The 19184-nt window shown below is 62.5% G+C and carries 22 protein-coding genes; 8 read left to right on the top strand and 14 right to left on the bottom strand.

From position 1 onward, the window contains the following. Positions 1-83 precede the first annotated feature (83 nt). Complete coding sequence (locus tag BpN12_RS19895; RefSeq protein WP_246797174.1) at positions 84-710, bottom strand: NADPH-dependent F420 reductase; 627 nt, start codon at positions 708-710, stop codon at positions 84-86. Between the two features lie 98 nt (positions 711-808). On the opposite strand from BpN12_RS19895, the gene BpN12_RS19890 reads away from it, so the two are divergent. Beyond that, positions 809-1699 carry a LysR family transcriptional regulator gene (locus BpN12_RS19890; protein WP_246797173.1) on the top strand — a complete coding sequence of 297 codons (891 nt, stop codon included), beginning with the start codon at positions 809-811 and terminating at the stop codon, positions 1697-1699. Between the two features lie 36 nt (positions 1700-1735). Here BpN12_RS19890 and BpN12_RS19885 read toward each other — a convergent pair whose 3' ends face one another. From BpN12_RS19885 to BpN12_RS19840, 10 genes are all read right to left on the bottom strand, one after another. Next, positions 1736-3709 (bottom strand): relaxase/mobilization nuclease and DUF3363 domain-containing protein, encoded by a 1974-nt coding sequence (locus tag BpN12_RS19885; RefSeq protein ID WP_246797172.1) that lies wholly within the window; start codon positions 3707-3709, stop codon positions 1736-1738. Further along, a complete protein-coding gene (locus tag BpN12_RS19880; protein WP_246797171.1) occupies positions 3706-4161 on the bottom strand; it encodes a hypothetical protein in 456 nt (151 codons plus the stop codon). Before BpN12_RS19880 ends, BpN12_RS19885 begins: the two co-directional genes overlap by 4 nt. Beyond that, positions 4158-4748 carry a S26 family signal peptidase gene (locus BpN12_RS19875; protein WP_246797170.1) on the bottom strand — a complete coding sequence of 197 codons (591 nt, stop codon included), beginning with the start codon at positions 4746-4748 and terminating at the stop codon, positions 4158-4160. The genes BpN12_RS19880 and BpN12_RS19875 overlap by 4 nt, the downstream gene beginning before the upstream one ends. Continuing rightward, the gene (locus BpN12_RS19870) at positions 4745-5290 is read right to left on the bottom strand and encodes a DUF2840 domain-containing protein (RefSeq protein ID WP_246797169.1); all 546 of its coding nucleotides are present in this window, start codon (positions 5288-5290) and stop codon (positions 4745-4747) included. Before BpN12_RS19870 ends, BpN12_RS19875 begins: the two co-directional genes overlap by 4 nt. Further along, positions 5287-5562, bottom strand: coding sequence for a chromosome partitioning protein ParB (locus tag BpN12_RS19865; protein WP_246797168.1), 276 nt, complete (start codon positions 5560-5562; stop codon positions 5287-5289). Before BpN12_RS19865 ends, BpN12_RS19870 begins: the two co-directional genes overlap by 4 nt. Continuing rightward, the gene (gene parA, locus BpN12_RS19860) at positions 5559-6197 is read right to left on the bottom strand and encodes a ParA family partition ATPase (protein WP_246797167.1); all 639 of its coding nucleotides are present in this window, start codon (positions 6195-6197) and stop codon (positions 5559-5561) included. The genes BpN12_RS19865 and parA overlap by 4 nt, the downstream gene beginning before the upstream one ends. A 241-nt stretch (positions 6198-6438) precedes the next feature. After that, positions 6439-7275, bottom strand: a complete 837-nt coding sequence (locus BpN12_RS19855; protein ID WP_246797942.1) for a replication initiator protein A — start codon at positions 7273-7275, stop codon at positions 6439-6441. A 26-nt stretch (positions 7276-7301) separates the two neighbouring features. Continuing rightward, entirely contained in the window at positions 7302-7583 is a 282-nt protein-coding gene (locus BpN12_RS19850) for a helix-turn-helix transcriptional regulator (protein WP_246797166.1), read from the bottom strand. 125 nt (positions 7584-7708) lie between these two features. After that, positions 7709-8464 carry a DUF7011 domain-containing protein gene (locus BpN12_RS19845; protein ID WP_246797165.1) on the bottom strand — a complete coding sequence of 252 codons (756 nt, stop codon included), beginning with the start codon at positions 8462-8464 and terminating at the stop codon, positions 7709-7711. Positions 8465-8787: 323 nt separating this feature from the next. After that, complete coding sequence (locus BpN12_RS19840) at positions 8788-9138, bottom strand: DUF2958 domain-containing protein (RefSeq protein ID WP_027793668.1); 351 nt, start codon at positions 9136-9138, stop codon at positions 8788-8790. A gap of 318 nt (positions 9139-9456) precedes the next feature. Between BpN12_RS19840 and BpN12_RS19835 the strand changes: the two genes are divergently transcribed. Then, positions 9457-9750: a helix-turn-helix domain-containing protein gene (locus tag BpN12_RS19835; protein ID WP_246797163.1), complete on the top strand. Its 294-nt coding sequence runs from the start codon at positions 9457-9459 to the stop codon at positions 9748-9750. 70 nt (positions 9751-9820) lie between these two features. Here BpN12_RS19835 and BpN12_RS19830 read toward each other — a convergent pair whose 3' ends face one another. After that, positions 9821-10138 carry a DUF736 domain-containing protein gene (locus BpN12_RS19830; RefSeq protein ID WP_246797162.1) on the bottom strand — a complete coding sequence of 106 codons (318 nt, stop codon included), beginning with the start codon at positions 10136-10138 and terminating at the stop codon, positions 9821-9823. A 273-nt stretch (positions 10139-10411) separates the two neighbouring features. On the opposite strand from BpN12_RS19830, the gene BpN12_RS19825 reads away from it, so the two are divergent. Next, on the top strand, positions 10412-10663 hold the full coding sequence (locus BpN12_RS19825; RefSeq protein WP_246797161.1) for a hypothetical protein: 252 nt from the start codon (positions 10412-10414) through the stop codon (positions 10661-10663). Positions 10664-10902: 239 nt separating this feature from the next. Here the strand turns inward: BpN12_RS19825 and BpN12_RS19820 are convergent, their stop codons facing one another. After that, the gene (locus BpN12_RS19820; RefSeq protein ID WP_246797160.1) at positions 10903-12954 is read right to left on the bottom strand and encodes a ParB/RepB/Spo0J family partition protein; all 2052 of its coding nucleotides are present in this window, start codon (positions 12952-12954) and stop codon (positions 10903-10905) included. Between the two features lie 78 nt (positions 12955-13032). Next, the gene (locus tag BpN12_RS19815; RefSeq protein WP_246797159.1) at positions 13033-13857 is read right to left on the bottom strand and encodes a DUF932 domain-containing protein; all 825 of its coding nucleotides are present in this window, start codon (positions 13855-13857) and stop codon (positions 13033-13035) included. A 614-nt stretch (positions 13858-14471) separates the two neighbouring features. On the opposite strand from BpN12_RS19815, the gene BpN12_RS19810 reads away from it, so the two are divergent. The 5 genes from BpN12_RS19810 to BpN12_RS19790 all read left to right on the top strand — a co-directional run bounded on the left by BpN12_RS19810 (position 14472) and on the right by BpN12_RS19790 (position 19178). Next, on the top strand, positions 14472-15362 hold the full coding sequence (locus BpN12_RS19810; protein ID WP_246797158.1) for a LysR family transcriptional regulator: 891 nt from the start codon (positions 14472-14474) through the stop codon (positions 15360-15362). A 136-nt stretch (positions 15363-15498) separates the two neighbouring features. Beyond that, a complete protein-coding gene (locus tag BpN12_RS19805) occupies positions 15499-16167 on the top strand; it encodes an epoxyqueuosine reductase QueH (protein ID WP_246797157.1) in 669 nt (222 codons plus the stop codon). Between the two features lie 272 nt (positions 16168-16439). Next, entirely contained in the window at positions 16440-17423 is a 984-nt protein-coding gene (locus BpN12_RS19800; protein WP_246797156.1) for a DUF1852 domain-containing protein, read from the top strand. Positions 17424-17450: 27 nt separating this feature from the next. Next, positions 17451-18479 (top strand): methionine synthase, encoded by a 1029-nt coding sequence (locus BpN12_RS19795; RefSeq protein ID WP_246797155.1) that lies wholly within the window; start codon positions 17451-17453, stop codon positions 18477-18479. A 189-nt stretch (positions 18480-18668) separates the two neighbouring features. After that, entirely contained in the window at positions 18669-19178 is a 510-nt protein-coding gene (locus tag BpN12_RS19790; protein WP_246797154.1) for a flavin reductase family protein, read from the top strand. Positions 19179-19184 lie beyond the last annotated feature (6 nt).

Genomic DNA, 19184 nt, shown 5'->3' with positions numbered 1-19184 from the left:
GTTCGAGAAAAGCGCGCGCATCAAAAACGACTTCGGTGATTCGTCAGCAGGCGATTTTTATAATTGGCCTGATTGACTGAACTTCAGAAAGTGACCCATGCCGGAGCAACCGAAGTACCCTGGCCGAGAAAGAAGCCGAAATGGATATTCATTTCACCGATCGGCTCGATGAACCGACTGTTGCTCAACGGCCCGCTTTCGACGGCTTCAAAACCGACCGATTCGACGAGGGTCGATACCAATTTCTTGGCATCCGCGTCGTTACCGGCGACATAGGTTTGCAGCGGCTTACCTTTGCGAGCTTCCCGAGAGAGCAGTTGCGCGAAGACCGTGTTGAACGCCTTGACGACCTTCGCGTGAGGCGCGTGATTCTGCAGCTCTTCGGCCGCGGACGTGGTGTGGCCGACAACCAAATCCTTGTAGTCGGCCGTGATCGGATTGGAAATGTCGATGACCACCTTGCCAGCGAGCTTCCCCGCCGCGTCGGCCGTGTCCTTCAATGCACCGTAGGGCACGGCCAGCACAACGACTTCCGAGGATTGCGCAGCGGTGGCAATGCTTGTTGCCGTGGCGTTATGTCCGACTTTGGCGGCTAAAGCTTGCGCCTTTTGCTCGTCACGCGATCCGATGACGACCTGATGGCCGGCACTTGCGAGAACTTCGGACAGGCCGGTGGCCATGTTGCCCGTACCGACGATTGCAACCTTCATAGCGAACTCCTTGTTGAAAAAACCAGGAGATCGTAGACTTGTTCACATTCCGCGATAAATAGCCAAATTTCACCAACACTTGAAACATTCTGTTTGCAATGGATAGATTCATCAGCATGGGGGTTTTCGCTAAAGCGGTGGAATGTGGTTCTTTTTCCGCTGCGGGCGATGAGTTGGGGATGTCGTCCCAACTTGTGGGGAAGCATGTCCGGGCACTGGAGGAGTTGCTTGGCGCCCGGCTGTTGAATCGAACGACGCGTCGGCAGCATCTAACCGAAATTGGCACGATCTATTACGACCGCGTAAAGGCCATTCTTGCCGACATGGAATCTGCCGAAGGGTTAGTTGCCGAAACCCATCGCATACCTCGTGGACGCCTAAAAATCAGTGCTCCAGCGACATTCGGCATGTACGCACTGTCAAAATCGCTACCGGTTTATATGGCGCGCTACCCCGAGCTATCGGTGGAGCTTACGCTGTCAAACCGATATGTAGACCTCATACACGAAGGGTTCGACGTAGTTTTGAGAGTCGGTGAACTGACCGATAGCGGGCTCGTGGCAAGACCTCTGGAACCGTATAGGTTGAAGCTTTGTGCATCCCCTAGCTACCTTAACTCCAAGCCACCGATTAAGCATCCAAATGACCTTCAGCATCACGAATGTCTTCGATTTTTCCATCCACAATTAAGCTCGCATTGGGCATTCAACAGTCCAGAGGGAGTGATCTCTGTTCCTGTAAGCGGACGATTGATAGTGGATAACGGTGAAAGCCTGATGGCCGCTGCTCGTGCAGGTATGGGGTTGTTGTTCCAGCCCAATGAATTGGTCCAAGACGACTTGGCCGACGGACGCCTCGTCGAAGTTTTAGAAGATTTTCCGGCCCCCGCTCGGCCGTTTCATATTCTCTTCGCACCTGACCGGCAGATGACGCCTAAACTACGGACGTTTATTGACTTCGTTCTAGAGGTCTTTGGGAAGCCTGAGTAATTTCGTTCCATGAATGACGGTGCGCAGCGCACTTATCTAGGTAATGGATGGTCCGCGTTTCCATCTAATGTCCCAAGATACGCCATTGCCGCGCACCGTAGCGGCAAGCTGCTGGCCCAACTGTTGTTCAATCACTGGCCTCCATGGGACCAGCGAGAAACTCATGCCGTCGTCAAGCATCGCGTAGCGGCCGCTCGCGAGCATAACGCTACGCCGGTAGATGCCAGCAACGCGCTGCCCGTCGGCCACGGGACGATGCTCCAGGCCGGTTTCGGCGGCTATGTCCTTCGCCGCCTTCGCCAACTCGCGCCCGCGCAGCGTTGCCAGCAGGTTGCGTGCGAGAACGACACGCTGCCCGCGCTGTTCGGCCAAACCCTGTTCGGCCAGGAAGTCAGCACGCTCGCGTAGCGCATCCTTGACCTCGGCCCCAAAGCCCAGGTCGCCCAGCTTCTTGCCGCCGTCGATCAACTGCTGGTCGAGCCAGGTGGCACCGATTACGCGGGCCTGCCGCTCTATGGGCAGGTGCGATTTCAGTTCCACCGCCACGCCACCACCGGGCCGCTGCGCATCGTACTGGCGGCCTCGTTCGGCCAGGTCGCCGGGGATGCGCCAGACGCCTTCGGCTTCGCGCTCCACGATGCCGGCACGGCGCAAGGCTTCGAGCCGACGCACATGCGCGGCCACCACCTCGCGCGGGTCGCGGTCGGGCCTGGCCTGTCCCTGCACCACGGCCAGATGATGATCGGTGCGGTACACGCCATCGACGGCCAGTGCCGCGATGTTCCGGTCGGCCGCGCGCACGTCGGCCGCGCCTTTGACTTCCACCACGGCGCCGGCCGGGTACTGCTCCAGTTCCGACCGCGGCGGCAGCGCGACATAGTGCGCCTTGCCGTCCGTACCATCGACGATCAGATAGCCCTTGTCGTACAGCTCGTCGGCCAGCCCTTTGCCGACGACGCGGCCCACGATGGCGCGGCCATCCTCGCCGCCGGGCCGGAACACGGCCAGCTCGCGCTGCTGGCCGCTCATGGCCCGCTGCATGGTGCGAATGATGTCGCCGCGTTCGCCCATTGCCCGCAACGTGGTTTCGGCATCGGCGTGGATGGCCCAGGTGCCGGGCTGCTGTTCGGCCGCCAGCCCCATGCGCTGCAAGCGTTGCAGGCGGCCGATCAACATTTGCCGCTGGCGATGCAACCGGGGTTCGGCCAGCATCTCCGGCTGCACCAGGCCGTCCACGGCCTCGCGCTGCAAGGTGCGATCCAGCCCCGTCCACCGCTCTTGATCGACTTCGCGCTGCATGGCGTGCTGCATCTCCAGTTCGGTGCGCGGCCCCAGCCATTCCGTCGCCAGTTCCGATGCCCTCCGGCGCATCCCCTCGGCGATGTAGTCGCGGGAAATGATGAGGTCTTTGCCGGTGTCGTCCTTGCCGCGCAGGACGACGTGCGTGTGCGGGTTGTCGGTGTTCCAGTGATCGACCGCGACCCATTCCAGCCGCGTGCCCAGGTCGGCCTCCATGCGCGCCATCAGGTGCCGGGTGTAGGTGCGCAAGTCATCGAGCTGTTCGGCATCCTCCGGGGAGACGATGAACCGGAACTGGTGCCGGTCGCCTTCACCGCGTTCCTTGAACGCTTCGAGGTCGGCATCATCGGTCGTCGGCCCGTAGGCATGGCCCGGGCCGCCCTGGCGATCGACGCCTTCGCGCTCGATGTAGCGCAGGTGCGCGGCGGTCGAGCGCGGCCCGGCCTGTTTCAGATTCACCAGCCTTGCCTTGATCGTCACGCGCCGGGCGTTCGCGCCCAGTCCGCGACCCGCGAAGCGCGCCGCGACATGGCCGCGCCCCAGCCGGGAACCGGGGCGATGGCCGACCTTGCCCGCCGCCTTGCCAAGCTTCGCGCCGGCCTTGCTGGTCTGGCGCAGCACCTTGTTGACGAAGGCATCGCCGCGCTGCTTCGGCGCACCGGGACGGACGCGGAAACGGTCGCTGCCGTTCTGATCCTTGCGCTGGCTCATGGCGTAGCCCCATCCAAGACCGGCGCAGTCCAGCGGACGAAGCACGCGCTTTCGTCAACGCCAATGCGGCGTTGCGCACCTTCGCGGCACGCTGCCGCCCCATAGCGCGTGCCGCGCTCCCCCCATGTGCAGACAAGGTTTTCAAGCGGCCATGTGCCGCGACCTTTTATCTTGCCTTCCGCCTTTGCCTTTCGCTGTCGCTCCAGGCATCGGCGGCCCGGCGGCGCTGCGCTGCTCGCAGCCAGCGCGCCGGGGAACGCGGCCACGGCCATCGGCCGGGCGCGTTCAAGGCAAGATGCCTGCACGGTGGAAAGCGTCGCCGGATGTTGCGCGACGTGCAGCGCGAATGCGCTCGCACGACACGCGCGACGACACGGCGACGGCCAGCGGAAGCACACGTCGGATGACACGATCGAATGCACAACGCTATGCAGCGAACCGGCGGCCATCATCGGCGTGTCTCCAGCCAGACCGGATGCGCGACACCGATTACAGTGGATGCGCTGACCGGGCCGAAATACCGGCTGTCGAATGACGCCGGATTGGTCGTGCTCAACAGGAACAGCTCGCCCGGTTCGAGGCGGCGGCACTGTCGCCACGATGGCAGCGGGCGGCCCATGCGGTCGGCACGCAGTACGGTGGCCGAAGGCACGCCGTCGATGCGGACGATGCCGCCCGAAATGCACACCTGCTGCGGCGCGATAGCGGCCACCGGCTTGAGTAGTGGAACGCCAGCCGGCAGGTAGCCGCGCTGCGCAGCGAGCGTGGCAGCCTTGGCCGGCAGCGGCACCAGCACGATGCTGTCCACGAACAACGGACGTGACGGCGAGTCGGTGCGCGGGTCGATGCGATACCAGCCGACCGCCACGCTGTCGGACGGGTTGTAGGTCAGGCGCGGTAGCGGCGACACGAAGGACGCCCAGGCCAGCGCAGCGAAGCCGACGGCGGCCAGTATCGCCACGACGATGCGAACGCGACCGCGCGAGCGAGAACGTGGCGGAACGATGGGCGCGTTGGCCGTGGTATTCGGGGCTGTCATGGCAGCGCCCTCCCGGCCAGCCAGGCGGCGTGCCGCTCGGCGGTGTATGCCGGCAGCGGCAAGCGTGAAGCGAGCCGGTTGCCGAGCGTGCGCCAGTACGCGGGCGACACGTCGGCGGGTGCGATGCTCTGCGCCTCAATGGCGTCGAGCTGCGCCAGCACCGCGCGCACGGCGGGTTCGCCCTCGACGTGCAGCAGCAGGCGCGCGCCCGGCAGCACGCCGGGGATGCGCTGCGCCGCGTCCAGAGGCGTGCAAGCCTGCATCACCATGAGCTGCCAGCGGATCGTGCCGTAGTCGTTCGCCTGCCAGCGAATGCGGCAGAACATCGCACGCGGCAGGAACACCGCGACGCGACGCCAGCGGTCGAGCCGGACGGTGCGCGCCGGCACGCCGAAGCGCAGATACACGTCGATGCGCTGCTCGATGTAGGCGAGCGAAACGCGCGTCAGCGGCGTGATGCCGGCCTGGCCGGCGAGCACCGCGAGCGATGGCGCGGTTGTGCCCGATGAGGCAGCCGTGGCCGCCAGAGCGGATGCGTTCATGGCAGGTTCTCCATGCGTTTTTCGGGAAACTCGCGTTGCAGCAGCGCGCGCAGCAGTTCGGCCACGGTCACGCCTTGCGTGAAGGCCGACACCTTGATGCGCGCCCGCATGGCGGGCGTAATGTCGAGGGTCAGGCGTGCGGTGTATAGGTCGCCTTTCCGGATGCCGTCGGCATCACCCTGGCGAACCCACGCCTCGGCGTGCGGGTTCGCTGGTGGACGTGCGCCGATGCCGACGCGCTTGCCCGGCCGCTTGCTGATCGGCTGGCTCATGTCGGCCACCGCAGCAGCTCGTCGGTCAGCGCGGCGATTTCGCGGGCGGCGGCGCTGTCCGGTGCCGTCTCGCGGGCGAGCCGGCCAGCGGCCACGCTGTCGGCGAACACGATGCGTTGATGCACGTCGGCGCGCAGCGCCGGCAGCGATTGCTCGGCGAGCGCACTGCGCGCCTCGCGGCCGATGATGGTGGTGCTGATGCGCCGGTTGACGACGAAGGCCGCGCGCAGCGCAGGCCGGAACACCTGCGCCTCGCGGATCAATGCGACCATCTCCGACGACGCCCACAAGTCGTAGGGGCTGGGCTGCACGGGAATCAGCACGCGCTCGGCCGCCAGCAGCGCGGAGCGCGCCAGGGCGGCGATGCGCGGTGGGCCGTCGATGACGACGTGATCGGCGCGACGGGCCAGCTCCGGTGCTTCCTGATGCAGCGTCTCGCGGGCGAGGCCCACGGCGCTGAACAAGCGCGGCAAGCCCTGCTGGCTCCTGCGCTGCGTCCAGTCCAGCGCCGAACCTTGCGGGTCGGCATCCAGCAGGATGACCGACTGCCCGCGCATCGCCAGCTCACCGGCAACATGGGTGGCGAGCGTGGTCTTGCCGACGCCACCTTTCTGGTTGAGGAAGGCAACGATCATGGCGCGGCCCTCCGGGGTGAAGGGACGGCGCGCGCGTGCCGTTCGGCGGTTGTCCACAGACGCGGCGTGCCTCTACTATTTGTTAGAGCTTTTAGGTTAGATAAGTTAAGGGACGCTGAAACCCGCGCCGTTATTGGCTTTGCGGCGGTTTCATACTCCTGATAGCACGATAGGCGTACTCCTGATAGCACGATACCCGGTACGCCTGATAGCACGAGTCCGTCCACAGGATGTCCCCGGGTTATCCCCGTGCCGTGTACGGCACGGGCCGGAAAATCAGCAGCTCGGTTCCGTCGTCCGGCATCCGTTCGATGCCGAGCACGTAGCCGGGCAACGATTGCCGCGCTACCAGCGCGCGCAGGTCGTAGGCGAAGTCCGAGAAGCGGGCCGCGCTGCCCGATTTGCGGTGAAGGTGCCGGAAGTCGAATTGCCAGCCATGCTCCTGCCGTCCGGCGTGCTTGCGCACCAGTCGGTACAGCCACCGCTCGATGCCGCCCGTGAGCCGGAAATACGCCGGGTCGATGGTCAGCACCAGGGCGGCATCGAGCACACCGGCATAGAACCAGTCCGGCAGGATCAGCTCGACGCCCAGCGGCGTGCCGCGGGCGTCGGCCAGCTCCTTCCACTCGTTGATCCACGAGAAGCGATGCAGCCGCCGCCCGGTCGTCTCGCGGATGGACGTTGCCACGCTGGTCGATTGCAACCTGTCGAGTGCGGCTTTCAGGCGCAGATAGTCGTTGAGCGACGTACCGCGCCCGATGAAGCGCAGGATCTCGTAGGGCGTCGCATGTATCCAGCGCGACGGGCGCAGGCCCGCGTCGCGCGCCTCCACGATCTGCGAGGCCGCCCATATCAGCACGTCCGCATCCCAGATCGTGGCAATGCCGTGCTCCTGCGTGCCCTCCACGCGGATCGTGACGTTGCCGCTGCGAAAGTCGATCGGCGCGATGCGCCGCGACTTTGCCAGCGAAAAGAACGGAAAAGCCATCAGGTCCTGGCTGTCGCGCGGCACCATACCGTCGCCCGGTAGCGCGCGGAACAGGTCGAGCTGTTCCCGCTTCCCCGATGGGCTTGACATGGCGACGGCCACCGGCGAGCCACCGATCAGCGCGCACGGCTGTCGGCCGAATGGCATTCGGCGTACTCGGGATCGGACGTGGTTTCGTAGCTGCGCTGGTCGGCCCAGGCGTCGAGGTCGGCCATCGCGTACATGACGCGGCGGCCAAACTTGCGAAACTTCGGCCCGTTGCCGATCACGCGCTGCTTTTCGAGCGTGCGCGGCGACAGCCGCAGGTATTCGGCGGCTTCGTCGTTGGTGAGGTAGCGTTGCGGTTGGGGTGTCGTGGCGACGGCAGCGGCGGCAGGCCGCAAGGGAGCGGGACGCATGGGGTGAACCTCCATCGGTCGGGAACGCCCGGCCACACAACGCGACCGGATGGAGACAGTCTTGGGAAAGCCATGCGTTGTGCAGAGGGTCGTTTTGCTACGCAGGCAAAACGACCCTGTGGCGGTCAGGCGATCTGTGCCAGGCGGCGATATCCGCCGCGCATCAGCGCCTGGCCGCGCCGAACGAGGCGGCGCACGCGCGAGCGCAGGCCGCCGTCGGTGTACCAGTCGGCGGCCGCGGCCTCGGCGCCGAACAGTCCGACAGCGATCTCGCGCAAGGACGCGCCCGCGAGGGCCGCGTCGAGCGCCTGCAAGGTGTGCAGTTCCAGCAGCGCAGCAGGCGTGGGCCGGGAACGGGCCGCCGCCGCAGGCGCAGCTCCGTCCGCCGTCGCCAGCTTGTCCAGCTCGGCCGTGACCGTGCGATAGGTTGCGCACGGCGCGGCGCAAGCACGGACAGCGTAGAGGTAGGCCATACCATCGGCCAGACCCGGCGCGAGTGCGAGTCGCACGCAGCAGCCGGGCCAGTCTGCGGTCAGCACCAGGCGCTTGCCGTCGTGGATCAGGTGCTTGTGGCCGGGGATACGCCAGAACGCGAAAGCGTCAGCCTCCGGCGGCGGATCGGCATCGGGATAGAGCTGGAGCACGCCAGCGGGATCGGGGAACCAGTCTGGATGCGCGTCGCGCGCATCCAGCGCCGGGTCTTCCAGCATACGCAAACCCCAGGCGTGCGCCGCTTCCGGCTGGCGGCGACGGCGCAGCCAGTCGCGCCGGTAGTCGGGATGCCGGCGCAGGTATTCCCAAGCCAGCGCGGGGCCGTCCAGATGCAGCGCGTACAGATACGCGGCGGTCGGATACCAGGCGTCGGTGCTTCGATCGGCCATGACGTTACCTCCTGTCGAGCAGGCACGTCGCCACGGGCGTCGGTCATGGGAGCTACGGCATCAACATCAAAGCGCCATCCATCAGGCGTAAACTCAAGCTGTAATGAGGGGTGTCAAGATTGATTGGCTCCGAAGCCTTGCACGAAACGTCCGGGTGCGGCGGCTACGCCGCACGCAAATGGCGCGCAGCACCGGACACCCTGCCGCAAACCGCACTGCATATCCTGTCTTATTCAGTCAGGGTCGCGCCCGAACGGTGCAAGAGTGCCGATCCAGACCGTCACTGTCTGGACCCAGACCGAGAAAGACACAATATGCCGCGGTCAGTCGGGAATGGAACCGTCGCGCTGCGCGAGCCGGACATACTCGGATAACGGCCGCGCCGCACGGAAATACACGTCGCGCAGCACGGGGCGCTGCTGCGGCCCGACGATGCCGGCCAGGTCGGACAGCTTGACCGTCCCCAGCGCCGGCATCCCGATACCGAGGTCGATCAATCCCCACGCGGTATTGCCATCGGCGGGATCGAGCGCAGCGAGCAGCCAGATGGCGTGCGCGTCGGGGGTGAACAGCCGCACCACGGGCAGCGGGTCGATGTGCTGGCCGGCGGCGCGTGCCGCGCCGTTGGCAAGCAGTTGCGTGCGTTCGTCGGCGGTGGTCAACGGCAGCGTCATGGTCAGGAACCGCACAAAACCAGAGATGTACGAATCCGCCTTTGCACTGAAGCACGAAGCGGCAAAACCGGGTTTGTGCTTTCGTGCGTAAGCACGGATGCACAAACCATCGAATCCGTACAGGTACGGAAACACGAAAGCGGAATCGTGTATGTCTGGAAAGGCACAGATGCGGTTTCCCGATTCTGTCGGAATCCGCCGATGCGGATTTCCGTAAAAGCACGAATACGGAAATCAACATCACCAAATGAACACTATAGATTGTAGCCCTATAGGGCGCAATCGGCTGTCATCTTGGTTTTTGAGGGGAAACCATAGGTGGCGGCAAAGCACTCGTTAGCGACGGCGATACGGACAGTCAGGAAAGCGCGTGGCTTGAGCCAGGAAGCGTTCTCCGACGTGTCCAGCCGCACCTACATGAGTTCGCTGGAGCGCGACCAGAAGAACCCGACCTTGCACAAGCTGACTGAGCTGTGCGAAGTGATGGAAGTGCATCCGCTGACGTTGCTGACGCTGGCCTACGCCGGCGACAGCTCGCGCAAGGCCGAGCAGCTTATGGCGCGCGTTCGCCAGGAGCTTGAGGCCATCTTGAAGGAACGCGACGCGCCGTAGGCGCGTGCGTGACGTGCTGCGCCAGCAGCACAACGCCCCGCCGCAATGGGCGGGGCGCGGTGGGCGGCGGTCAGTCCGCCGCCTGCGGCTTGCTGCGCGACCAGATCAGGTCGTGCGTGCCGTCCTCGCCTTCGATCAGACGGGCATAGACCGTTGCCGGGAACGAAGGATCGTCGAGGGTCACGGACACGTAGGGCCGTTCGGCCTTGCTGACTTTCTTCCACGCCGCGCCGATGTCGTGGCTCGCCGCCTGCACGCGGAAGTCGGGGGCGTTCTCGCTGTCGCCCTTGTCGTTGGGAACCAGCTTGACCTTGACGTTGAGTGTCAAGGTGCGGAGCGTGCCGGTGAAGCCGTCTTTCTCTGCGGCGAAGGTGCCGATGTTAGCCATGATGTTTCTCCTTTCGGGTTGAACAGGGTCGCGCCCATCGCGTCCTTGTTGTGAACCGGCCGGCGGGGGATGGGCTGGCGGCACCGCGCAGCGGGCGCAACATCGTGGAGCACCTGGAAGCGAAAACAATTTGTCCCGCGAGGAAGCCGCGCAGCGGCGGGGAAATTGTTTTCGCTGGAAGGTTGCAGCCATGAAGCCCAAGGCGCAGCCGTGCCCTCGCCAGGATTCACGACAAGCCAAGGACGCAATGGCCGCCCGCTTCCGAAAGGAGATATGGCCGACCTCGGCATCCCGCATGACGGATGCACTGGCTCGTGCCCTGACGCGGGCAAGGCCAACACCAACGACAAAGACGAGAATGCCCCTGCCGCCGCAGGCGGCCTCGTGCGTGAGGCGTGGCGTGGAAGCTCCATGAGCAAGGCCGGGCGGCGTGTCGATGAACCGTCTTTCGTGACGGACAGGCGAACCGCCAGCGTCGAGGACGGCGCGCTTTCGCACAACCTGCCGCAGCAAGCGGGGGCGTAGCCCCGCACACGCCCCGTCGATTGTGGAGGGGCGTGATCGAAAATCTTGCCCGCGCCAGCGGGCACCGATTCGCTGTGCCGCGCGCAAGCAGCTTGCGCGCCCGCGCCGTCGCCACCTGGCCGAAGGTGGCGACGGCGCGGTTTTGCTATGGACGTTGAAACCGGGCGCGGCAAACTTGCCGCGCCCGGTCATGGATGGAAGAAAGCCCCGGTGCCATACACCGGGGCGATGGGACTACCTCACGCGGCCAGCGCGTGCGCTTCCACTTCGTCGGCGGCATCTTCCGGCGTATCTGCTTCGACCACCTGCGGCACGCCTTCCGGCTCGGTATCGTGGTCAATATGGAACACGGCAGGCATCCACCCCGTGCCATCGGCCAGCCGTTCGGCTTCGCTGGCAATGTCGCCTTTCTTCAACTTCGACAGGCGGGTGACGTGCTCCGGCGCGTACTGGCCGACAGCTTCCAGAATCGCGGGCTTGGCGATGTGACGGAAATAACCCTCGGCGGTCGGCTTCCACCATGCGGCCATGTCCAGCCCCACGGCCTGCGCCAGTTCCGCGCCGGGTTGATGCTGCGCAGCGCGGGGCGTCACCACGTCCACGGTGGATGCCACGCACACGGCCAGCAGGCGTACCAGTTCGTCTTGCGACTTATCCAGCAGCGCGGCGAACAGTTCGGTGCTGTCCTGTGGCAAGGCTTCACTTGCGACTTCCTGCAAGGTGCGCAGCGCCACGGCAGCAGCCGATTCCGGCACGTCCGGGGCGAAGCCTTCCAGCCGGTCTTGCACTTTCAGGCTCACGCCCAGCGGCAGGTCGTGGCCGTAGTGGCTGCCCTGCAAGACGGCCTGCACCATGCCATGCGCCAGCGCGGCCAGCGCGACGTGCGGATGCCGTGCGACTTCGATTTGCAGCGCCGCCGTGCGGTGGGCGCTCAACCGCTGCGCCAGCCGGTCGGACAGGCTCGCGGTCTTGGGCGCGTCGTCGGTGTCGTCGCCTTCCTCGTCGTTCGCACCGTCGCCCGCGCTGAAACCCTGCCGCAGCTTTGCCAGCGTCCGCAACGCCTTCGCCTCGGCCTCGCGTAGCAGGCCGCGATGAATCACGGCTTCGCCGTCGCGGTCGAGCGTCACGATGGCACCGGCCACGGCGCACACGTCCGGGGCGTAGCCCTGCAAGGCATCTTCCACGGCTTGCAGTTCCCCGGCCACCTGTTCACGGCGCGATTCCAGCGGCCCGGTCTTGTCCTCGTCCACGTCCTCGGCGTCGTAGGCATCTTCCAGTTCAGCGTCGATCTTGTCGAGACGGGTTTGCAGCGAAGTGATGCGGCGGGCTTCGCGGGCGGTCGGTTCGCGGCGCTGGCGCGGCGCGTTCTGGAACGTCTGCCGGTCGGCATGGCTCATGTGCGGCACGGCTTCCACCCACGCCCAACCCTCGGCGCGCACGTCCTCGGCCTGCGCGTCCAGCTTCCCGCGTACCAGCGTTTCCAGCAGCGCGGCGTCGGTCAGATAAGTTCCGGCATCGCCTTCGGCGAACAGATCGCGGCGGATGCCGCCGCCTGCTGCCGTGTAGGCGTCCAACCCGACGAAGCGCACCAGTGGATGCGTGGCAGTGATTTCGCGCTCGGTCAGGCGGTCGCGTAGCGCGGATGCGCCGCGCTGCCATTCCGGCGCACCGTAGAACGCGGCTTCCTGCGCGGCGTGGTCGTCGGTGATGGTCAGGGCCATCAACTGTTCCAGCGTCACGCTACTGGCGCGGTAATCCGTCATCAGGCGCGGCGACACGTTCGCCAGCTTCAAGCGGCGCTGCACCACCAGCGGCGACACGCCGAAGTCGGCGGCAATGTCCTCGACGGGGCGACCTTCCTTTACCAGCGCGGCAAAGGCCGCGAACTGGTCGGCGGGGTGCATGGCCTCGCGTTGCACGTTCTCGGCGAGGCTCACGGTACGGGCGGACGCATCGGCCACCAGCAGGCACGGCACTTCGTAATCGGCAGTGATGCGCTTCTTCTTTGCCAGCAGTTTCAACGCGGTCAGACGGCGATCGCCCGCAACGACTTCGTACTGTTCGCCATCGGCGGACAGAATGACGATGAGGTTTTGCAGCAGGCCGACGCGGGCGATGCTCGCGGCCAGTTCGGGGATGGACTGGCGCGGGGTCGTGCGGACATTGCGCTTGGAACGGCGCGGCAACAACTGCGACAGCGGAACCAGAATCAGGTTCTTGGTCGGGTCGGCCACTTCCAGCGGCGCGGCGGTTTCGATGGCATGGATTTCGGTTTTCAGAACGGCGTTCATGGTGATAGCTCCTAGCGATTGGGATGCAGCAGCGAGAGAAGCGGCAAGGGCTGCTGCCTGCCCCTGCCGCGAGGGGAATCAGGCTTTCAACTGGCGCAGGCCATCGGCTAGCAGCCACAAGGCACGATTCAGGCGGATACCGTTGTCAATGCCTTGCACCGGGCGCGTGGTCTGGCGGCGACCGTTCGCGGCGCGAGCGGACAGGCCGCCTTTAATGAGGTTTTCTTGGGTGCGGTTGAACACGCTCCACAGATCACGGCGGCTGTCGTCGTGGCGGCGCGGCAGCAGGATTTGCGATTCCGTGATGGGCGCGGGCGTGGCCTCGTCGTACTTCAACGCCAGCGCGGCACGGGCGAACACTTCCGATTCCCCGGCATCCAGCGTGATTGCCTGCATGGCATCGCGGGATTCCTGCGCTCGGTCGAAGCCATGCAGGACTTCATAAGCGCCTTCGATGACGTGCCCGGCCACGTCGCCCTTGTGGGGTACGCGCACGTCCGCCACGGTGTCGCCGCAAACAAGGCCGTTCTGGCACACGAAGCGGAACATCCCGGCCAACATCTGATAACTACTCGTGCCGTCATGCGAGTTCAGCAGGATGATTTCGTTGGCCTCGCGGCCGTTGATCTGGCTGGCGTGGCGCAGCCGGATCATGTGCTTGGTGTAGTCGCGGCGGTCGTCGTGGCGCACGCGGGTCTGGCACACCATGAAAGGCTCGAAGCCTTCCCCGCGCAGTTCTTGCAGCACGGTGGCGGTGGGGATGTAGCTGTACCGTTCCGAACGGCTTTCGTGTGGGGCGTTCGCAAAGATGGAAGGCGCTACGGTGCGAATCTGGTCATCCGACAGCGGATAGTCGGAACGCAGCACCGGCGAACGTGAAGCGAAACGGGTAGCGAGTTGCATGGCACTTCTCCTGACAAAGAAAGGGTTGGCTGTTCACCGCAACCGGATTCCAAGATTCGGAGCCCGCTTTGGACTTCCGGTGCGCTCGGCACGAAGAACCCGGTTGGCCTCGTTGCCACCGTCTTTCCTGAGTTCATCGCCCGCGACGGTCAGGAGCGCGCGGACGGGGGGCGTCAAGGAGAAAAGCGCAGGGTTGGTGCGGCCCGCAGGCGTAGCCGAGGACACGGCCCTGCGCGCCTTGACGGCACACGGCCGTGGGCTACAGTCGCGGATAAGGGGATGAAGTCAGGGAAGACGGCTGGACAGGCAACGGCCGCCTCGATGTGCCGACCGCACGCAAGCGAAGCGCGCAGGCCCGGATCAGGGAATCTGGGCCGTAGGCGTCAGCGATGGAAGCCCGAAGGGGGCGAAACTCGCGCAGCGAGGTTCGATGCAGAGCACGACAGCGCGACCGGCTATGCAGCCGGGGACGCGCAGAGAGAAGTTGAATCGTATTGCGGCGCTATTGGCAGCGGGCGTAGCAGAAAAAAACCGTGAATTGTCGGATCGCAGGGGTGTTGATGATGACGTAAAATAGACTTATCTCAATAAAATATGAATTTTACTCATTCATCATGCTTGACCGTATTCATTTGTCCATCGTGCAGGAAGTAGAAAAGCAAGGTTCGCTGACCGCGGCCGCAGGCGTCCTGCACGTCACGCAATCGGCCTTGAGCCACAGCATGAAGAAACTGGAACAGCAACTGGGCACCGACATCTGGTTGCGCGAAGGCCGCAGCCTGCGCCTGACCCAGGCAGGCCAGTACCTGCTGGCGGTAGCCAACCGGGTGCTGCCGCAACTGGATCTGGCCGAAGAACGCTTGCAGCAGTTCGCCCAGGGTGAGAGAGGTACCCTGCGCATCGGCATGGAATGCCACCCCTGTTACCAGTGGCTGTTGAAAGTCGTGTCGCCCTATCTGGCCGCGTGGCCGGATGTGGACGTGGACGTCAAACAAAAATTCCAGTTCGGCGGCATCGGCGCACTGTTCGGTTACGAGATCGACCTGCTGGTTACGCCCGATCCGCTGGACAAGCCTGGCCTGGTATTCGAGCCGGTATTCGATTACGAGCAGGTCCTGGTCGTTGCCGGCAACCACAGGTTGGCGAAAGAGGAATACGTCAAGCCCTGGCAGTTGACCAATGAGGTACTGGTGACTTACCCGGTGCCGGTCGATCGCCTGGATATTTACAGCATGTTCCTCACGCCAGCCGGCATTACGCCCAAACGCCATAAGCCGATCGAGACCACCGACATCATGCTGCAAATGGTCGCCAGCGGCCGCGGCGTCGCTGCGCTGCCGCGCTGGCTGGTGCTGGAATACGCGGACAAAATGGATGTGGTGCCGGTACGGCTGGGTAAGAACGGTATTGCCAAACACATCTACCTAGGTGCGCGCGAGGCGGACGTAAGTACCGATTACCTGCGGGCCTTTGTCGATCAGGCGAAACGGGCGGACGTGGCTTGATGCCGTGCGGCAGTTGGTTCCATGAATGCGGCTCATAAGGACATGAAAACATATCCATTTTCATTTCCTCCGGTTGGAAACCATAATGCAAGGTTTTCCAGTCCGGCGAGCGCGGGCGTATTCATGGAGACTGCTCATGACATCCACAACCGAACGCAAGCCGCTGGCGTTGCCGGGCGGGCACAAGAAGGTGCTACTGCATTCCTGCTGCGCGCCTTGTTCGGGTGAAGTCATGGAAGCCATCCAGGCCTCCGGCATCGACTTCACGATCTTCTTCTACAACCCGAATATCCATCCGCTAAAGGAATACGAACTGCGCAAGCAGGAGAACATCCGGTTTGCAGAGAAATTCGGTATTCCGTTCGTCGATGCCGACTACGACCGCGACAACTGGTTCGAGCGTGCCAGGGGCATGGAGAACGAACCGGAGCGCGGCATCCGCTGCACCATGTGCTTCGACATGCGTTTCGAGCGCACGGCACTGTATGCGCATGAACATGGCTTCCCCGTCATCACCAGCTCGCTGGGTATTTCGCGGTGGAAGAACATGCAACAGATCAACGATTGCGGCGTGCGCGCAGCCTCGCACTATCCCGACATGCTGTATTGGGAGTACAACTGGCGCAAAGGCGGCGGCTCGGCGCGCATGATCGAGATCAGCAAGCGCGAAAACTTCTACCAGCAAGAATATTGCGGTTGCGTCTACTCGCTGCGCGATACCAACCAGCACCGCCTCGAAAGCGGACGGGAACGCATTCAACTCGGCGTGAAGTTCTACGGCGACGACTCTGCAATCGAGTCGTGATCTTGCCATCTGTAGCTGCCTTCCACAGGCAATGCAAGGCGGGAATAGAGGGGAACCCAATCCGCGTGCGAACCAACGCGCGCCTCGGTCCATGAGCACATCTAATGGTTTTATGAAATAACGTCACTTTTGTTCATTGATGTTTTGACATAGAATCCGCCCTGAATATCAACACCAGATGGTGCCCGGCAGAAAATCAGGAATAAAACCGGGAGGTGCTGGACGATTAATAATTCAAGGGTTGACCTCGCAAATCAGGGTGAAGGATCGCAATGAGCAAAGATTTTACGTTTTCTATTAAGAGCACTTGTTTTGATGAGGATTATCACCCTTCGGAAAATACGCGCATCACAACCAATTTTGCCAACCTGGCCAGAGGGGAGAGCCGCCAGGAGAATCTGCGCAACACTTTCAGGATGATTGACAATCGTTTCAATGCCCTTGCGCATTGGGACAACCCCAAGGGTGATCGCTACGCCGTCATACTCGAAATCATTTCTGTTGAGATGAATATTGATGGCGAAAGCGGTGGCAACTCTCTGCCTTTGATTGAAATCCTGAAAACGACTATCGTCGATCGGAAAACCAACGAACACATCGCGGGCATGGTCGGGAATAATTTTTCCTCTTACGTGCGCGATTACGACTTTAGCGTTCTATTGCTGGCTCACAATAAGAGCCAGCCTGAATTCAGCACCCCGGATAATTTTGGCGATCTGCATGGCAAGCTGTTCAAGTGCTTCGTGAATTCGGATACATACAAGGCTCACTTCGACAAGCAGCCCGTTATCTGCCTGAGCGTTTCGAGCAGTAAGACCTATTACCGGACTACTAATCAACATCCGGTACTGGGCGTCGAATACCGGCAAGACGAATATTCCCCGACTGACGAATATTTCAAAAAAATGGGGTTAAAGGTTCGCTATTTCATGCCGCCGGATAGCGTTGCACCTTTGGCTTTTTATTTTTCTGGCGACTTGCTCGGCGACTACAGTGATCTTGAGCTTATCAGCACCATCAGCACGATGGAGACGTTCCAGAAGATTTACCGGCCTGAAATTTACAATGCGAATTCTGCGGCAGGGGAAACCTATCAGCCAAGTCTGAAATATCAGGATTTTTCGCTGACCCGAATTGTTTACGATCGGGAAGAACGTAGCCGGCTGGCTATCGAGCAGGGAAAGTTTGTCGAAGAGTGTTTTATCAAGCCATACCGGGCGATTCTTGAGCAGTGGTCTGCCAACTACGCTCTCTAATCAATCGGAAACTCAAGGTCATTTATTGTGAAGAAATTGCTCCCCACTTCCACTGCTGGCAGCCTGCCCAAACCCTCCTGGCTTGCACAACCCGAAACCCTCTGGTCGCCCTGGAAGTTGCAGGACGAGGGATTGATTGAGGGCAAACAGGATGCCTTGCGTCTGTCACTGCAAGAACAGCAACACGCGGGCATCGACATCGTCAGCGATGGCGAACAAACGCGCCAGCATTTTGTGACCACGTTTATCGAGCATCTGGACGGCGTCGATTTCGAGAACCGCAAGACCGTCAGAATCCGGGATCGCTATGATGCAAGCGTACCGACGGTCGTTGGCCCGGTTGCGCGCCGGAAGCCGGTTTTTGTCGAGGATGCCCGGTTCCTGCGTCAGCAGACGAAGCAACCGATCAAATGGGCGCTACCCGGCCCGATGACGATGATCGACACGCTCTATGACGATCACTACAAGAGCCGCGAAAAACTGGCCTGGGAATTTGCGACGATCCTGAATCAGGAAGCCAGGGAGCTGGAGGCGGCCGGTGTCGACATCATTCAGTTCGATGAGCCGGCATTCAATGTTTTCTTCGATGATGTGAATGATTGGGGCATCGCCACACTGGAAAAGGCCATTGAAGGGCTCAAGTGTGAAACGGCCGTCCATATCTGCTATGGCTATGGCATCAAAGCCAATACGGACTGGAAAAAGACGCTCGGGGAAGAGTGGCGGCAATATGAAAGAATATTTCCCAAGCTGCAAAAATCCAGTATCGATATAGTCTCGCTGGAATGCCAACACTCTCACGTTCCGATGGAACTCATCGAGCTTATCCGCGGCAAGAAAGTGATGGTGGGGGCTATTGACGTGGCAAGCGATACCGTCGAAACGCCGGAGGAAGTTGCCAATATCTTGCGGAAGGCACTTCAATTCGTCGATGCCGACAAGCTCTATCCTTGCACCAACTGCGGCATGGCTCCGTTGTCCCGTGCAATAGCGAAAGGCAAGCTGGAAGCCTTGAGCGCCGGCGCAGAAATCGTTCGCGGAGAACTCTCGAACTAATTCTGGCGCGGAAAATGGTCGCCGTGGGTAGCTAACGACGGCCAGACGCGAAGAATTGAGTGGGTGATCTGGCCGATCCTTGATCGGCCGTCCGCTTTCAACATTGGCAAAGGCTGAAGTCCGCTCATATTACCGGCCGGCCGGCTTCACGCCTTCCCTGGCACTTTCGAGCTGCATCCAGCATCTACTATGTCACTCCCCAGTACTGCTATCGAGCCATTGAGCTTTCGTGAGGCGCTCGGGCACTACGCATCCGGTATCACGGTGATTACGTCACGCATCGATGGCGAGTCGGTCGGCTTCACTTGCCAATCGTTCCATAGCGTGTCGATGAGCCCGCCGCTGGTGTCATTCAGCGTCATGTCCACTTCGACCAGCTATCCCAAAATCCGCCAGGCAGGTCGATTCGCCGTCAATATCCTGTCAGATGAGCAAATCGGGATTTCCGACCAATTCTCCCGGCGAGGCACGGACAAGTGGCACGGAATCGAACGGCGTGAATCGCCGCTGGGTAATCCGCTGATTGCCGGCAGCCTGCACTGGCTCGATTGCGAAATTTACGCCGAACACGTCGCCGGGGATCACCTGATCGTGATTGGCGAGGTGAAAGCTCTCGACCTGCAAAAAACGGCTGCGGCGCAGCCATTGCTGTATTTCAAAGGCCAATATCGCAACATCGCTGCGCATAGCGTGGTTTGAACGCTT

The sequence above is a fragment of the Burkholderia perseverans genome (assembly GCF_022870505.1).
Taxonomy (GTDB): domain Bacteria; phylum Pseudomonadota; class Gammaproteobacteria; order Burkholderiales; family Burkholderiaceae; genus Burkholderia; species Burkholderia plantarii.
Note: the sequence above shows the minus strand (reverse complement) of the source record. Positions and strands in the feature narration are given on the sequence as shown.

Bases quoted from the DNA above. Each gene is read 5' to 3' on its own strand.
- BpN12_RS19895 (WP_246797174.1), bottom strand. From the start codon at position 710: ATGAAGGTTGCAATCGTCGGTACGGGCAACATGGCCACCGGCCTGTCC.
- BpN12_RS19825 (WP_246797161.1), top strand. From the start codon at position 10,412: ATGGCCGACCTCGGCATCCCGCATGACGGATGCACTGGCTCGTGCCCT.
- BpN12_RS19850 (WP_246797166.1), bottom strand. From the start codon at position 7,583: ATGCGTCCCGCTCCCTTGCGGCCTGCCGCCGCTGCCGTCGCCACGACA.
- BpN12_RS19855 (WP_246797942.1), bottom strand. From the start codon at position 7,275: ATGTCAAGCCCATCGGGGAAGCGGGAACAGCTCGACCTGTTCCGCGCG.
- BpN12_RS19880 (WP_246797171.1), bottom strand. From the start codon at position 4,161: ATGATGGCCGCCGGTTCGCTGCATAGCGTTGTGCATTCGATCGTGTCA.
- BpN12_RS19810 (WP_246797158.1), top strand. From the start codon at position 14,472: ATGCTTGACCGTATTCATTTGTCCATCGTGCAGGAAGTAGAAAAGCAA.
- BpN12_RS19845 (WP_246797165.1), bottom strand. From the start codon at position 8,464: ATGGCCGATCGAAGCACCGACGCCTGGTATCCGACCGCCGCGTATCTG.
- BpN12_RS19805 (WP_246797157.1), top strand. From the start codon at position 15,499: ATGACATCCACAACCGAACGCAAGCCGCTGGCGTTGCCGGGCGGGCAC.
- BpN12_RS19870 (WP_246797169.1), bottom strand. From the start codon at position 5,290: ATGAACGCATCCGCTCTGGCGGCCACGGCTGCCTCATCGGGCACAACC.
- BpN12_RS19890 (WP_246797173.1), top strand. From the start codon at position 809: ATGGATAGATTCATCAGCATGGGGGTTTTCGCTAAAGCGGTGGAATGT.
- BpN12_RS19815 (WP_246797159.1), bottom strand. From the start codon at position 13,857: ATGCAACTCGCTACCCGTTTCGCTTCACGTTCGCCGGTGCTGCGTTCC.
- BpN12_RS19875 (WP_246797170.1), bottom strand. From the start codon at position 4,748: ATGACAGCCCCGAATACCACGGCCAACGCGCCCATCGTTCCGCCACGT.
- BpN12_RS19885 (WP_246797172.1), bottom strand. From the start codon at position 3,709: ATGAGCCAGCGCAAGGATCAGAACGGCAGCGACCGTTTCCGCGTCCGT.
- BpN12_RS19840 (WP_027793668.1), bottom strand. From the start codon at position 9,138: ATGACGCTGCCGTTGACCACCGCCGACGAACGCACGCAACTGCTTGCC.
- BpN12_RS19800 (WP_246797156.1), top strand. From the start codon at position 16,440: ATGAGCAAAGATTTTACGTTTTCTATTAAGAGCACTTGTTTTGATGAG.
- BpN12_RS19820 (WP_246797160.1), bottom strand. From the start codon at position 12,954: ATGAACGCCGTTCTGAAAACCGAAATCCATGCCATCGAAACCGCCGCG.
- BpN12_RS19790 (WP_246797154.1), top strand. From the start codon at position 18,669: ATGTCACTCCCCAGTACTGCTATCGAGCCATTGAGCTTTCGTGAGGCG.
- BpN12_RS19865 (WP_246797168.1), bottom strand. From the start codon at position 5,562: ATGAGCCAGCCGATCAGCAAGCGGCCGGGCAAGCGCGTCGGCATCGGC.
- parA (WP_246797167.1), bottom strand. From the start codon at position 6,197: ATGATCGTTGCCTTCCTCAACCAGAAAGGTGGCGTCGGCAAGACCACG.
- BpN12_RS19830 (WP_246797162.1), bottom strand. From the start codon at position 10,138: ATGGCTAACATCGGCACCTTCGCCGCAGAGAAAGACGGCTTCACCGGC.